The following is a 13,304-nucleotide window of genomic DNA, read 5'->3' on the forward strand; positions in this document are numbered from 1 at the left end:
GCACAACCTGCGAGTGTAGCCGGCGGGTTTCCCGGCTCCGTGCCGTGCCTGATTTTTATGCTGGATACCCGGTCGGCCGATGCTTACCGATCGGAAGTCTGCAGCTCGCCTTTCGCCAGGGCGGATGGAACGGCCTCGATCCTGGCCAGGCGCCTGAGCAATGGGGTGGTCATCAGGGTGGTGGCGATGGCCACCATCAGCAACAGGAAGAACGCGCTCTGGGAGATCAGCCCCATGTCCAGGCCCACGGAGAGCACGATGATCTCGATCAGGCCACGGGTGTTCATCAATATCGCAACGCTGCGCGAGACCTCCACGGACAGGCCGGCCAGGCGTCCGGCGAGGTAGCAGCCGGCGGTTTTACCCAGCACCGCGGCGACGAAGAAGGCCAGCAGCCACAGCCAGCTGTCGAGCGGCGCCAGGGCGCCGAGGTCCATCTTCAGCCCGGTGGCGGCGAAGTAGAAGGGCACCAGAGCGATGTTGACGAAGCCTTCCATGTGGCGGTGCCAGTGCTGGCGCCGCTCGCGCAGCAGCCAGCCGGCGATCAGCCCGCCCAGGGCGCTGTGCAGGCCGATCAGGGTGGTGATCCAGCCACACAGCAGGGCGGTCGCCAGCATCAGCGCCATGCTCATATCGGCGGCGGGGGCCGCGCCGCGGGTCGCGGGCAGCCGGGTAAACAAGGTGTGCAGCAGCGGGCGCAAGCCCCAGCGGGCGAGGGCGAGGAACAGGACGATGAAGGTCAGTTGGCGTAGCACCCCGAACAGCGAGCTGTCGCTGCTGGACAGGGCGACGATGATCGTCAGCAGTACCCAGCCAATGATGTCGGTGATGGCGGCGGCCGCGATGCCGACGGTTCCGGCCAGCGAGTGCTCCAGCCCCAGGTCGCTGATGATTCGCACCAGCACCGGCAGGGCGGTGATCGACAACGCGATGCCGCAGAACAGCACATAGCCGAGCCGGGGTTGGGCGGGCGCCAGGGCGCTGTGGGAGAGCAGCCCGACCATGGCCCCGAGGGCGAAGGCCAGGATCACCCCGCCGGCGGCCACCGAGAGGGCGCTGAAGCCAATCTTCTGGTTGCCCAGGTGGTTACTGTCGAAGCGCAGGCCGATCTGGAACATCAGCAGGACCAGGCCGATATTGCCCAGGGTCTCGATGCCCAGGCGGATGGCCGCCGGAAAGACCGCGGCATGCCACTGCGCGCCGAGGGCCAGCAGCAGGCAGGGACCGAGCAGGATGCCCACGCAGATTTCGCCGATCACCCGCGACTGCCCCCAGCGGGCCAGCAGCGCGCCGCACAGCTGGCTGGCGACGATGATCACCGCCAGCTGGAAAAACGGCAGGGCCGAGAACAGTTGCTGGAGCGTCGACATGGCGTCCTCCGCCTATTTTTCCGCGAACGACTCCGCGGCCGTGGTCAGGGCGCCCAACCGGAGCCGCGCCGTTTCGCCAAAGGGTTTCGAGCGCCGGCTCTGGGCGTCGATCTGCACGATCACGGTGCTGGCCAGGGCCGCGCAGCGACCGTCCTGGAACAGCGCCTGCTCCAGGGTCATCGAGCTTTTGCCGAGGGTCGCGACCCGGGTGCCGATCTGCACCGTGCCGGGCCAGCGCAGTTCGGCGCGCAGGTCGAGCTCCAGGCGCGCGATGACAAATTCGCTGCTGGGCTCGGCAAGCGGCGCATGCGGGTCGTAGATGATCTCCACCCGCCCGGTTTCCAGGAAGGTGGCGAACACCGCGTTGTTCACATGACCCTGGCGGTCGGTGTCGGCGTAGCGGATCTTGTCCGAGGAACGGACGGCGAAGTCGTGCAGGGCGGGATCATTGGACATGGCGTGCTCCAGTCTCGAGGGGGGTGGCCAGGGTGGCCGCGCGCGCCAGCCCGCCAAAGGCGTCCAGCAGGCGTTCGCGCCAGGCATGCAGGGCGTCGTTGGGGCCCAGCAGTTCCTCACTGCTGGTGCAGCGCGCCCACATGAACATGCCGAACACACAATAGTCGGCGTAGGCCGGGGCCTCGCCGGCCAGGAAGGGCTGGCCCTTGAGGGTCTGGCGAAGCGGGGTCAGGACCTGACGCAGCTGTTCCAGATGCTGGGCCTGGGGGGCCACCAGCTGTTCCAGCGAGGTGCCGAAGTGCGCTTCGCGGGAGCTGCGGAAATAGGCCCGGTCCTCGGCGGCCAGTTGTGCGTAGACATCCAGCAGGATCACCCGGGCCACGGCGGGCAGCAGCATGCTGTCGGCCCAGCGGTTGACGAAAGCCGACAGTGCGAGGGCCTCGCGGCCGCCGAACAGGGACGGGCGCTCGGGGTAACGCTGTTCCAGGTGCAGGGCGATGCGCCAGGAGTCGCTGATGCTCTGGTCGCCATCCACCAGCACCGGAACCGCGCCTTGTCGGGAGAAGGCGATACGCGCCTTGTCGCTGAAACGCCAGGCGATGCGCTGGCTTTGCAGCCCCTTGTGGGCCAGGGCCATGCGGGTTTTCCAGCAGTGCGGGCTGAAGCGCAGGTCCGGGTCGGCGCCGGCCAGTTCGTAGAGAGTCAGGGATGCGCTGCTCATGCTTGATTTTCCTTGGTTGTGGACAGTAGCCGCTATCCGCTCATGCAGGTCGTTCATGGCGTGGGTCCTGGCGGCCGGGGTGTCGGCTGGCCGATGGCGCCCGGCAGCGGGCGCGGGCGTTGCGGCAGCAGGGTCAGGAGCATGCCGGCGGTCACCACCAGCAAGCCGGCGATGGCGCTGTTGTCCGCGCGCTCGCCGAGCAGCAGGGCGGCCAGCACCATGGCCGTGCCCGGCACCAGCGCGGCGAAGGTGGAACCGAGCGAAGCGCCGAGCAACTGGACCGAGCGGCTGTAGAAGAACAACGCCACCGTCGACACCAGCAGGCCCTGGTAGACCACCTGGATGCCGATATCCCAGAGCGGCGCCTGGAGGATCCGCAGCCCGCGGCTGGCCAGGTAGACCGGCAGGTACAGGACCATCGAGCACACCGAGACGATCGCCGTGGCGTGCAGCGCGGCGCTGCCGGACCATTTCGACACCAGGGTGTAGATCGCCCACAGCAGGCCGCCGAGCAGGAACATCAGGTAGGCGTAGGGCGAGGCCTGGGCCCCGGCGAAACTGTGCCAGCCGGCCAGCAGCACGCCGCCGATGATCAGCGCGGTGCCGGCGTTCGCCCGGGCGCCGAGGCGGGTGCCGAATAGCCGCGCGCTGATCAGGATCGACAACAGGATCATGCTGCCGGGAGTCACCACCGCGAACAGCTCCACCGGGGCCAGGGCCAGCCCCTGGGCCACCACCAGCATGTACGGCGCGCCGATGCCGATGACCATCAGGCCGATGCTTGTCCAGCTCAGGCCCCGGCGGCCATGGCGGAGCAGGTAGGGCAGCAGGATCAGCCCGGAGACGCTGTAGCGGATGCAGGTGATGTCGTAGGCATCCAGCGGCGTGCGCGTCAGCCCCAGCCGGGTGACCACCGGGAACGCGCCCCAGATCAAGGCCGCGGCGAGGCCGCACAGAATGCCGGCCCAGCGCTGTTCGGGACTGACGGTAAGCGTCATGAGCGGGTCCTCGCTGCGGCGTCCCGGGGGCTAGCGGTGGCCGATCTTCACCGAGCCGGCGTTGCCGCGCTTGCGCAGGTAGGCGTACTCGATGTCGTTGAGCAGCATCTGCGCCCGGTTGATGTGGCGCGAGGCGTAGTTGACGCTGGTGAGGAAGTGCGCCAGCTCCTCGGTCTCGGCAAAGTGGCCGTTGTCATGGGCGACCTTGGAGAGGTCCAGGTTGCGGCGGTTCTCCAGCTTGTCCAGGTAGTCGATGTCGATCACCCGGAACGCCGCGCCGATGCTCAGGCCACGGGCATTGAGCACCTTGTGCCATTCGAAGGGCGGGTTGATCAGCACATCGCCCGGCTCGACGTAGACGGTGTCGGCCTCGTAGTCGCCGCCTGGCGCTTCGCGGCCGCTGCTGGTTTCGAACATCAGGTCGTAGTCGCGGAACTGGTCGCCCAACTGCGGTGGGCGGGTGCTCCACTTCTTGGTGCCGGCGATCATCACGAAAATATTCAGGGTCGGGAAAATGTGCCAGTCGCTGCCCACCGCGCCGCGGGCCGGCTCGCCGTATTCCTGGGTGCTGTAGCCGAGGAACATATGGCCGGTGACTTTCCAGGCGTCGATGTTGAACCAGGGTTTGCTGAAGACGTGCTGCTTGACCAGGTTGAAGGCGTCCTTGCCCCACTCGTAGGGGTCGTTGTAGCTCGAGGAAATGGTGCCCAGGTGCGAGTAGACGTCGAGGTGGTGGGTGAAGATGTCGTCGAGGAATTCCTGCCCGGTGCCGACGCGACCGGTGACGTAGTTGTAGTCCGAGGCGCCGTTTTCGTCGCGCATCGACACCGGCTGGTCGCCGGACTTGACCCGCCATTGCAGGTTTTTCCCCGAGCCGACCTGATCGAAGAACGCCCGTTGCGCGAACTCCTCGCCGATGGGCGCGAGCTTGCGCAGCAGGGCCGGTTTGCTGAACCCCTCGGTGAAGCGCTCGACCTTGTCGCGGGTGAGCTCGCCCTTGTGCTCGGAGGGCTCGATGACGTTGATGTAGCCATACTGGATACGACTGTTCGAAACCATTTCGTAGACTCCTTTTTCCTGACGTAAAAAGAGAAAACCGCTCGCGCCCACGACCGTTGTTACCGGGCGTGGCTGCGCAGGTGAAGCCGACTTCCTTCCGTGGCGCGGAACGAAAGTCGTGGACCAGTACATCAAGCATGCTTACCGGACAGCGCCTATCGGCTATGATTGACAAGGCTGTCAAAGATCGCAGTGTTGGTATCTTTGACAACGTTGTCAACAATTATGTGAGCAGTGATTTTTATGGCGGGTGTCAGGCAGTTTGACGAAGAAAAAGTGTTGTCGGCGGTCCTTGAAGTGTTCTGGCGCAAGGGCTGGCAGTCCACCTCCATGGCCGACCTGGCCGAGGCGGCCGAGGTCCAGCGCGGCTCGCTGTACCATGCCTACGGCGGCAAGGAAGCGTTGTTCCTGCTGGCGTTCGAAGCCTACGCCATGCGCTTTTTGGGCAACGCCGCCAAGGCCCTCGAGGCCGCGGATGCCGAAACCGCGCTACGGCGGTTTTTCCAGGTGGCGATCAGCAACATGACCAGCGGCACACCGGCCAAAGGCTGCCTGACCACCAAGACGGCCACCGACGCCGACACCATCGGCCCACGCATCCAGCAACGCTTGCGCGAGCTGCTGGACGCCCTGCAACTGACCATCAGCACTGCGCTGTCGGCTGAGCGGATCCGGGGCGACCTGGTCCTGGCGCCGGATGAAGCGGCGCAGGTCATGGTCACCTTCACCCGCGGGCTGGCGGTGATGGAACGCATCTATCAGGAGCCGGAACGTTTGCGCAGTACGGCCGACTCCCTGGTGCGCATGCTGGTGCCGAGCGTCCAGGCGCGGGCCTGAGCCTCTGCGCCGTTTTAGCGGTTGTCGCGCCCGAGCGACTGCTTCCAGTCCCGCAGCACCTCGATCAGGGCGCGCAGCTTGGGCGGGACGTGCCGGCGGTTGGCGTAGTACAGCCACATGGCCGGCAGCGGCTGGCAGGTGCCGGGCAGGACTTCCACCAGCTGGCCGCTGGCGAGGTCGGCGGCGATCCGTTCGCGAATGAACACATGGGCAATGCCCACCCCGGCGCGGGCGGCCTCGATCACCGCCTGGGTGTCGGTGCTGATGAAGCGCCCGGGCACATCCAGCTTCACCTCGTGCTGGCCGTCGTGCAGCTGCCATTTGTGCATCTGCCCGCTGCTGGGAAAACGAAAGCGCACACAGCAATGCTGGTGCAGCTCGTCGATGCTGCGCGGCGCCGGGTGGCGCGCCAGGTACTGCGGGCTGGCCACCAGGGCGCATTGCAGCGGCGGGGTGATCTGCACCGCGTGCATGCCCGGGTGCAGGGCGTCGGCCAGGCGGATGCCGGCGTCGAGCTGTTCCTTGACGATGTCCACCAACTGATCTTCGTAGCGTATTTCCAGGGTGACCCTGGGGTAGCGCTGGAAGAAGTCCTCGAGCAGCGGGGCGACGATCAGGTGCTTGGCCATATGCAAGGCACTGATGCGCAGGTGCCCCGACGGCTCGCCCTGGGTTTCCCCCAGCTCCTCCCTGGCCTGCAGCAGGCTGCGGTAACCGGCTTCGCTGCTTTCGTGAAAGCGCTGGCCGCTCTCCGTCAGGCTGACGCCACGGGTGGTGCGGTGGAACAGCCTGGTCTGCAGTTCGCTTTCCAGTTGGTTGATGGCCAGGCTCACGGCCGCCGGGGTCACGCCCAGCACGGCGGCGGCGCGGGTGAAGTTGCCGGTCTCGACCACCGCCATGAAGAGGTGCAGACCGGCCAGTGGATCGCGTCGGCTCATTGTTAGGAATACTTAATAGTCTTGTAGGGAGAATGTGGATTCTCTTAAAGCTACGAGCTTCATAGACTCTTTTCAACCGCAAAGGAGTCCCGCCATGCACTGGCCCGTCACCCTCAAACCCGCCCGGCAGATGCTCGACAAAGGCATCGCCAAAGCCATGCAGATGCAGCTGTCGGTGTGCATCGCCATCGTCGATTCGGGCAGCAACCTGCTGGCGTTCGTGCGCATGGACGACGCCGTGCCGGGGGCGATCGACCTGGCCCAGCGCAAGGCCCGGACTTCGGCGCTGTTCCGGACCGCCAGCGCCGAACTCGGCGCCTTGTCCGGGCCGGGGCAGTCGTTGTGGTCGATCGAGCAGAGCAACGGCGGCTTGACCAGCTTTGCCGGTGGCCTGCCCATCGTCGATCAGGCGGGGCGCTGCCTGGGCGCCATCGGCGTCTCCGGCGGCACCGCGGTTGAAGACGACATCATCGCCCGGGCTTGCCTCTGAGCCCTGGCCCCCGACATTCTCCTGGAGAACCCACAATGTGCAAAAAACGTATTCTGGTCACCGGCGCCGGCTCGGGCTTTGGCCGTGAGGTGGCGCTGCGCCTGGCAGCCAACGGCCATGAAGTGATCGCCGGGGTGCAGATCACCCCGCAGGTCACCGAACTGCGCGAACTCGCCGCCAGCCTGGACCTCAAGCTGCGGGTGGAGAAGCTCGACATCACCTCGGCCCGCGACCGGGCCCATGCCTGGCAGTGGGACATCGACGTGCTGCTGAACAACGCCGGCGACGCCGAGACCGGCGCCATAGCGGAAATCCCGGTGGATATCTTGCGTTCCCAGTTCGAGACCAATGTGTTCGCCAACCTGGAGCTGACCCAGGGCTTCGTGCGGCAGATGGTCGAGCGGCGCAAGGGCAAGATCGTCTTCGTGTCGTCGATCGCCGGCCTGCTCACCGGGCCCTTCACCGGCGCCTACTGCGCCTCCAAGCATGCCCTGGAGTCCATCGCCGAGGCCCTGCACATGGAGCTGGCGGAGTTCGGCATCCAGGTCGCGACCATCAACCCCGGGCCGTATTCCACCGGCTTCAACGACCGGATGATGGAAACCTGGAAAAGCTGGTACGACCCGCAGAAACACTTCACCGATCACTCCGGGCTGAAGTTCCCGTTCGAGCAATACGATCCCGAGGAAATGGTGGCGAAGATGGTCGAGGTGGTGGAGGCGGATGGTGGGGCTTTCAGGAACCTGCTGCCGGCGCACTTCGTCGACATCGTCAAGCAGGACCAGCAGGACGCCTGGACGCGCCAGCAGTCGTAGGTGAATGCCGACGCTTGCGTCTCGGCAGCCAGCCGGTACGCGCCTGGCCGAGCAGTGAGCCCACGGCCTATATCAGGTGGGCGGCGAAGCCTTGCTGGCCGGTGGCGATCTCCGGGTGCAGGGTGAGTTCCGGGATCCGGTAGGCACCGGCGTTCTGTGGGCGGAAGGCGATGGGCGCGGTCTGTTGCAACTGGTCGAGGCGCTGCCCGAGCTGGTCGCAGATCGTGGCGAAACGCGCTTCGTCGATGCGCCCGGTGCGGTAGACCACGAAGGGCGGCAGCACGTCGAAGCCGGGGTAATAGAGGATGCCGTGGTGGATCGGGAACAGCAGGTCGTCCATCGGCCCGTTGATGCCCCGCGGGCCATAGTGGGATTCCCAGCCGCCGGCGCTGACGATCAGCATCGCCCGCTTGCCCGTCAGGGTGCCTTCGCCGTAGCGGTCGCCCCAGCGCGCATCCGAATGCTCGCCCACGCCATAGGCAAAACCATAGGCGTAGACCCGCTCCACCCAGCCCTTGAGAATCGCCGGCATAGAGAACCACCACAGGGGAAATTGCAGCAGCACGGTGTCGGCCCAGAGCAGTTTTTCCTGCTCGCGGGCGATGTCCGCCGACTGCAGGCCTTCTTCGAAGGCGCGCTTGGAGTCCAGGGACGGATCGAAGCGGCTGTTGTCCGCACGGCCCAGGCTGTCGTTGGCATCCAGCGGCGCCTTCCAGTTCATCGCATACAGGTCCGAAACCTGGACCGCGTGGCCGGCGGCCTCCAGGCGCTTGATCGTGAAGTCCTTGAGCGAGCCGTTCAAGGAGCGGGGTTCGGGGTGGGCATACACCAGCAGTACATTCATCACAGGGTCTCCAATGTCGGGAGACAGCAGGATCGGTCGCTGCCAGGTATATTGGAAATGAATATCCAATATCCCAGGTATTGTCGTGAATAATTTAAGGCGCTTGGACATCAACCTGCTGCTGACCCTGGATGTGCTGCTCGCCGAGCACAACGTGACCCGCGCGGCGCAACGCCTGAACCTGTCGCAACCCTCGGTCAGCGTGCATTTGGCCAAGCTGCGGGAGATTTTCGGCGACCCGTTGTTGCTGCCGGGCCCGCGCGGCATGCGGCCCACCGCCAGGGCCGACGCCTTGCGCGAGCCGTTGCGCCGGGCGCTGGAGGCCCTGGAGCTGGCGGTGTCGCCGGCCAGCCCGTTCGACCCGGGCGCGGCGGCCAATACCTGGAGCGTGTCGGCGTCCGACTACGGCGAGTCGACGGTGATCCTGCCGGCGCTGGCCGGCTTGCGCGCGGCGGCCCCCGGAACCCGGCTGGCGGTGCTCGAACTGGAGCCGGGGCGTCTGGTCCAGCAGGCCGAGCAGGGCATCATCGACCTGGCCCTGCACACCAGCGAGGACTCGCCGCCGGGGCTGCGCCGCCGCGTGCTGTTCAGCGAGCGTTACGTGCTGGTGGGCCGCGCGGGCCATCCACGCCTGCAACGACGCCCGAGCCTGGCGCAGTTCGCCAAGCTGGAACATGTGGTGGTGTCGCCCGATGGCGGCGGTTTCCAGGGTGTCACCGACAGCGCGCTGGGCGAGGTGGGCCTGACGCGCCGGGTGGTGCTGTCGGTGCCGCATTTTCTGTTTGTCCTCTCGGCGCTGGCGAGCACCGACTTGGTGGCGATGCTGCCGTCGCGCCTGGTGCGCGACAACCCGGCGCTGAAGGTGGTCGAGCCGCCGCTGGAAGTCCCGGGTTATGACATGGCCATGCTCTGGCACGAGCGCTGCCACCGCGACCCGGCCCATCAATGGCTGCGGGAGTTCATCGTCGCTTCGCTGTGAACGCTGCTACGGCTCTTCCCTGGCCGGCGTTTCCCACGGCGCGCCCTGGGCAAAGCGCGCCTCGATCCAGTGCTTGAAGGCCTGGGTGGTGGCACTGCTGAAGCGCGCCGACGGGCGCAGCAGGAAGATCCCCGAGTCGCTGTCCAGCTGCCACTGCGGCAGCACCCGGACCAGATGCCCCGAGGCGAGGTCCTGGTTCATCAGCCAGTCGCCGCCGGCAAGAATGCCGACACCGGCCCGGGCCGCGGCGAGCAGCGCTTCGTTGTCGTTGCTCTGCAAGGTGCCGTGGATACGCACGGTTTCCAGCCGGCCCTGGCGGGTCAGCCGCCAGTCGGGCCAGGAACGCAGGCCGGTAAAGCCCAGGCAGTTGTGGCTGGCAAGTTCGGCGGGCACCTGCGGTTCGCCATGGCGTTGCAGGTAGTCGGGCGACGCGCAGAGGATGCGCTGGTGCGCACAGAGTTTACGCGCCACCAGCTGGCTGTCGGCCAGTTCGCCGATGCGGATCGCCGCGTCGAAACCTTCGCCGACGATGTCGACGAAACGGTCCGAATATTCGGTCTCCAGCGTCACCCCGGGATGGGCCAGGGCGAATTCTGCAAGGATCGGGCTGAGCCAGCGCCGGCCCATGGCGGCCGGCAAGGCCAGGCGCAGGCGCCCGCGGATCTGCGCGGCGCCCTGGGAGGCTTCGTGTTCGGCTGCGCTGATCAGGCCCGCCGCCTGCCGCAAGCGCTCCACTAACCGCGCGCCTTCGTCGGTGAAGCGCAATTGCCGGGTGGTGCGTTGCACCAGGCGAATGCCCAGGCGGCTTTCCAGTGCCGCCAGGCGCTTGGACAGCACCGAAGGGTGGCGCTGCAAGGCCCGCCCGGCGGCGGCGAAAGAGCCGTGCTCGAAGAGCGCCATCAAGGTGGCGAGTTCATCGGCCTGTCGGCTGTCGAACGGATCCATGTGCCTGGGCTGCCTCGTTGTGCGGCCAAATGGCCGGAAGGAACGGAAAGGATCGGCCTCAAGGTATCAGCACAATGGCGCCTTGCGCGCGTCCGTCGTGCAGGTCGGCGTGGGCCTGGGCCACGTCGGCCAAGGGATAACGCTGCCAGATCCGCGGCTGGATGATACCCGCGGCGAAGGCGTCCAGCACATCGGCGGCGCGCATCTGGTATTCGCTGGCGCTGGCGGTGTGGGCGGCGAGGGACGGGCGGGTGAGAAACAGCGAGCCCTTGGCGTTGAGGGTGCCGACCGGCACCGCCTCGGGAGCGCCCGACGCCGCGCCGAAGGACACCAGCAGGCCGCGGGGACGCAGGCTGTCGAGTGAGGCTTCGAAGGACACCCGGCCGATCGGGTCGTACACCACATCGACCTTGTGCCCTTGAGTGACCTCGACGACCTGTTGGGCGAGGGTCGCGGCGTCGAACATCAGCACCTCGTCGCAACCGGCGGCCCGGGCCCGGTCGACGCTTTGCGCCTTGGAGATGACGCCGATGACCGTGGCCCCCAGGTGCTTGGCCCAGGGCACCATCAACTGGCCCAGGGCCCCGGCGGCGCCATAGATCAGCACCCGGGTGCCAGGGCCGACGGGGTAGGTGGTCTTGAGCAGGTACTGGGCGGTGATGCCCTTGAACAGCAGCGCCGCGGCGGCGTCCGAGGCCAGCGCCGGCGGCAGCTTGACCAGGCGCTCGGCCGGGTACAGGCGGGCGCTGGCATACGCGCCGAGGGGCCCGGTGGCATAGGCGACGCGATCACCCACCTGGACCTGGGTGACGCCAGGGCCGATCGCCTTGACCAGCCCCGCGCCTTCCAGGCCGAGCCCGCAGGGCAGGGCAACCGGCACCGCGCCGTTGCGCTGGCTGAGGTCCAGCGGATTGACGCCGATGGCCGTCTGCTCCAGCCAGACCTCGCCGGCACCGGGCGCCTGGACTTGCACCTGTTCGAACTGCAGGACCTGGGGGGTGCCGACTTGGTGAAGCTGTACGCGGGTGAGCATGCTCGATCTCCTTGGAAGCTTTGCGGTAGGAAGCTGGGTGTAGGAAACGAGGATAGGGCTACGCTCCATGATCAACAATCTGGCCTGTTTGCATTTGACTGCTGCATAAAGTGCAGTAATCAATTGAGAGCTTCGGTGCGCAGGCCAGGGCAGCTGCACCGCCGTTCGCCGCTTATCGCGGGCCCTGATAGCGCGGGTGGACTCTTTCGACCGGTAAGGTGGGTTCGCGGGTGGGGGAGCCTGTCGAAGCCTCGTCGCAAAGCCAAATGATGCAAGCAAGCGGCTTGCGCCAGTGATGGCCATGCAGGCGCAACGCATTGAATTATTTTATTCCTGTTCTTGACATGCCCGGTGAACAAGTCCAGAATTGCGTCCATTCCTGATTCAGGAACGCGAAAAATCCCTTAGAATTCAAAGGGTTGGAAGCTAGATCAAGTTCAGGTTTCCAGCTTCGAGTTGTATGCCTTTGATGCGGTTGCAAAGCATCGAAAGTTTGGCCGAGTAGCAAAATGGTTATGCAGCGGATTGCAAATCCGCCTACGCCGGTTCGATTCCGACCTCGGCCTCCAAACTGAAAAGCCCGTAGATCAATGATCTACGGGCTTTTTTATTGGCTGGAGGAAAGTAGGCGTTCCATCGTTGGGGCCAGGCGGTAGACGCGACGGAGCCGCTGGATCGGGTGTCTCTGGTCGGCGAACCTGCCTTCATGGGAGCCTTCGTTCGTGCGCAGGACTTTGGCTGCGAGATGGGTGGACTGGGCGCCATTTTGTTCCGGCTGGCTCTTTCGGGGGGCATCGTCCGCTGTGTGGAAGCGATGGGCTCGACTGGCGGAGCCTCCTGCCGTTGGTTCGAAGGAGGCAAGCAGGATAACGAGCGGGAAAGGTTACCGATAATCCAGAAGCACGATCATTGCTCCGTTTACCGTTCCGGGTGTAGCCGTCACGTCAGTCCTGATGTAGGACGCCTGCATCGGAATGGCAAACGAGCCACCTGCCGTTTTGTTGTATCCATCGACCGTTATCGAGTTCTCCATGGTTGCCGGAGCGCCCTGGGCGTTTTCAACCCGGATCTTTATGCCGCTGGCGGTCGAACCGCCAGTAAGCGGCAATACCCCAGGCGAGTTCGCAATCACGCCGCCAACCGGATCAAGGGTATAGCCAATCCGGTTATAGCCCTTGGGGCAGTTGTTGATCTGTATCTGGAAACTCTGGGTGCCGGCTGTCGAGCCGATACGGTCCAGGCGGTTCAGCATGGTCTTGGGTAGCTTTACCGTTTGGCCCGGCACCGAACAGGTACCGTCAATCGGGGTGATAGTGCCCTTCAGGTAAATGTACAAAGAATTTCTCATGCCGATGGTGTAGTAGTTCGGATTGTACTGGCTGCCAGCCAGGGAACCGCCTAGATTTGTTCGACCATCGCTAAGTAACTGTACTTCGATTGGCTGGGTGAATTCGACCCCTAACTGTGAAGTTCCGTAGGCTCTCCCATTGATCAACAAACGAGTCGATATGCCCGAGACGTTCGTGGTGATTACTGTTGCACTTGAGGTTATAGCGCCGCCATTTGGGTAGGCGGTAACGTATTGGACTGTGCACTTCGATTCGCCGCATGCCTGCTGCGGAGTGATGTAATGTCGAGCCAGTATGGTGCCGCTGGCCATGTTTTTCGGGATCGAGAGCTCCAGCCCGAATGCTGTTACATCTGCTGCCTTCGCGGCCGGTGACATGGCGAGGGCTATGAATGCTATTACGCACGGTGCGATAAATATTGCGCTGAAAATTCTTTCTGCTGTGGTCTTCATTGGCTGTTTCTCTCTGAT

General features: G+C 65.3%; 14 protein-coding genes and 1 tRNA gene. 5 read left to right on the top strand and 10 right to left on the bottom strand.

The window, feature by feature from the left end:
• Window positions 1-83: 83 nt before the first annotated feature.
• Genes J4E58_RS06975 through J4E58_RS06995 form a run of 5 tightly spaced genes read right to left on the bottom strand, consistent with a single transcriptional unit; the run spans window position 84 to window position 4,604 of the window.
• On the bottom strand, window positions 84-1,370 hold the full coding sequence (locus J4E58_RS06975; protein ID WP_087090488.1) for a cation:proton antiporter: 1,287 nt from the start codon (window positions 1,368-1,370) through the stop codon (window positions 84-86).
• A 12-nt stretch (window positions 1,371-1,382) separates the two neighbouring features.
• Window positions 1,383-1,826 carry a thioesterase family protein gene (locus J4E58_RS06980; RefSeq protein ID WP_087090490.1) on the bottom strand — a complete coding sequence of 148 codons (444 nt, stop codon included), beginning with the start codon at window positions 1,824-1,826 and terminating at the stop codon, window positions 1,383-1,385.
• Window positions 1,816-2,604, bottom strand: a complete 789-nt coding sequence (locus J4E58_RS06985) for a glutathione S-transferase family protein (protein ID WP_087090492.1) — start codon at window positions 2,602-2,604, stop codon at window positions 1,816-1,818. Before J4E58_RS06985 ends, J4E58_RS06980 begins: the two co-directional genes overlap by 11 nt.
• Window positions 2,601-3,545: a DMT family transporter gene (locus J4E58_RS06990; protein WP_087090494.1), complete on the bottom strand. Its 945-nt coding sequence runs from the start codon at window positions 3,543-3,545 to the stop codon at window positions 2,601-2,603. Before J4E58_RS06990 ends, J4E58_RS06985 begins: the two co-directional genes overlap by 4 nt.
• A gap of 30 nt (window positions 3,546-3,575) precedes the next feature.
• Entirely contained in the window at window positions 3,576-4,604 is a 1,029-nt protein-coding gene (locus J4E58_RS06995) for a hypothetical protein (protein ID WP_087090496.1), read from the bottom strand.
• 276 nt (window positions 4,605-4,880) lie between these two features.
• Here J4E58_RS06995 and J4E58_RS07000 point away from each other — a divergent pair, with 276 nt between their 5' ends.
• The gene (locus J4E58_RS07000) at window positions 4,881-5,441 is read left to right on the top strand and encodes a TetR/AcrR family transcriptional regulator (protein WP_256583110.1); all 561 of its coding nucleotides are present in this window, start codon (window positions 4,881-4,883) and stop codon (window positions 5,439-5,441) included.
• A 14-nt stretch (window positions 5,442-5,455) separates the two neighbouring features.
• Here J4E58_RS07000 and J4E58_RS07005 read toward each other — a convergent pair whose 3' ends face one another.
• Window positions 5,456-6,379: a LysR family transcriptional regulator gene (locus J4E58_RS07005; protein ID WP_087090500.1), complete on the bottom strand. Its 924-nt coding sequence runs from the start codon at window positions 6,377-6,379 to the stop codon at window positions 5,456-5,458.
• A gap of 94 nt (window positions 6,380-6,473) precedes the next feature.
• Here J4E58_RS07005 and J4E58_RS07010 point away from each other — a divergent pair, with 94 nt between their 5' ends.
• Complete coding sequence (locus J4E58_RS07010; RefSeq protein WP_087090502.1) at window positions 6,474-6,869, top strand: heme-binding protein; 396 nt, start codon at window positions 6,474-6,476, stop codon at window positions 6,867-6,869.
• 35 nt (window positions 6,870-6,904) lie between these two features.
• Window positions 6,905-7,684 (top strand): SDR family oxidoreductase, encoded by a 780-nt coding sequence (locus tag J4E58_RS07015; RefSeq protein ID WP_087090504.1) that lies wholly within the window; start codon window positions 6,905-6,907, stop codon window positions 7,682-7,684.
• 67 nt (window positions 7,685-7,751) lie between these two features.
• On the opposite strand, the gene J4E58_RS07020 is transcribed toward J4E58_RS07015, so the two are convergent.
• Window positions 7,752-8,528, bottom strand: a complete 777-nt coding sequence (locus J4E58_RS07020) for an NAD(P)H-dependent oxidoreductase (protein WP_087090506.1) — start codon at window positions 8,526-8,528, stop codon at window positions 7,752-7,754.
• A gap of 85 nt (window positions 8,529-8,613) precedes the next feature.
• On the opposite strand from J4E58_RS07020, the gene J4E58_RS07025 reads away from it, so the two are divergent.
• Window positions 8,614-9,507, top strand: a complete 894-nt coding sequence (locus J4E58_RS07025; protein WP_087090508.1) for a LysR family transcriptional regulator — start codon at window positions 8,614-8,616, stop codon at window positions 9,505-9,507.
• A gap of 6 nt (window positions 9,508-9,513) precedes the next feature.
• On the opposite strand, the gene J4E58_RS07030 is transcribed toward J4E58_RS07025, so the two are convergent.
• A complete protein-coding gene (locus J4E58_RS07030) occupies window positions 9,514-10,452 on the bottom strand; it encodes a LysR family transcriptional regulator (protein ID WP_087090510.1) in 939 nt (312 codons plus the stop codon).
• Between the two features lie 58 nt (window positions 10,453-10,510).
• Window positions 10,511-11,485 (bottom strand): quinone oxidoreductase, encoded by a 975-nt coding sequence (locus tag J4E58_RS07035; protein ID WP_087090512.1) that lies wholly within the window; start codon window positions 11,483-11,485, stop codon window positions 10,511-10,513.
• A 495-nt stretch (window positions 11,486-11,980) separates the two neighbouring features.
• Here J4E58_RS07035 and J4E58_RS07040 point away from each other — a divergent pair.
• Window positions 11,981-12,054 (top strand) — tRNA-Cys (locus J4E58_RS07040).
• Between the two features lie 314 nt (window positions 12,055-12,368).
• Here the strand turns inward: J4E58_RS07040 and J4E58_RS07045 are convergent.
• Window positions 12,369-13,286 carry a fimbrial protein gene (locus J4E58_RS07045; protein ID WP_087090514.1) on the bottom strand — a complete coding sequence of 306 codons (918 nt, stop codon included), beginning with the start codon at window positions 13,284-13,286 and terminating at the stop codon, window positions 12,369-12,371.
• Window positions 13,287-13,304: the final 18 nt, after the last annotated feature.

Origin of the sequence: Pseudomonas sp. FW305-25 (assembly GCF_017351415.1) — a bacterium.
In the GTDB taxonomy this organism is placed as follows: Bacteria; Pseudomonadota; Gammaproteobacteria; order Pseudomonadales; family Pseudomonadaceae; genus Aquipseudomonas; species Aquipseudomonas chlororaphis.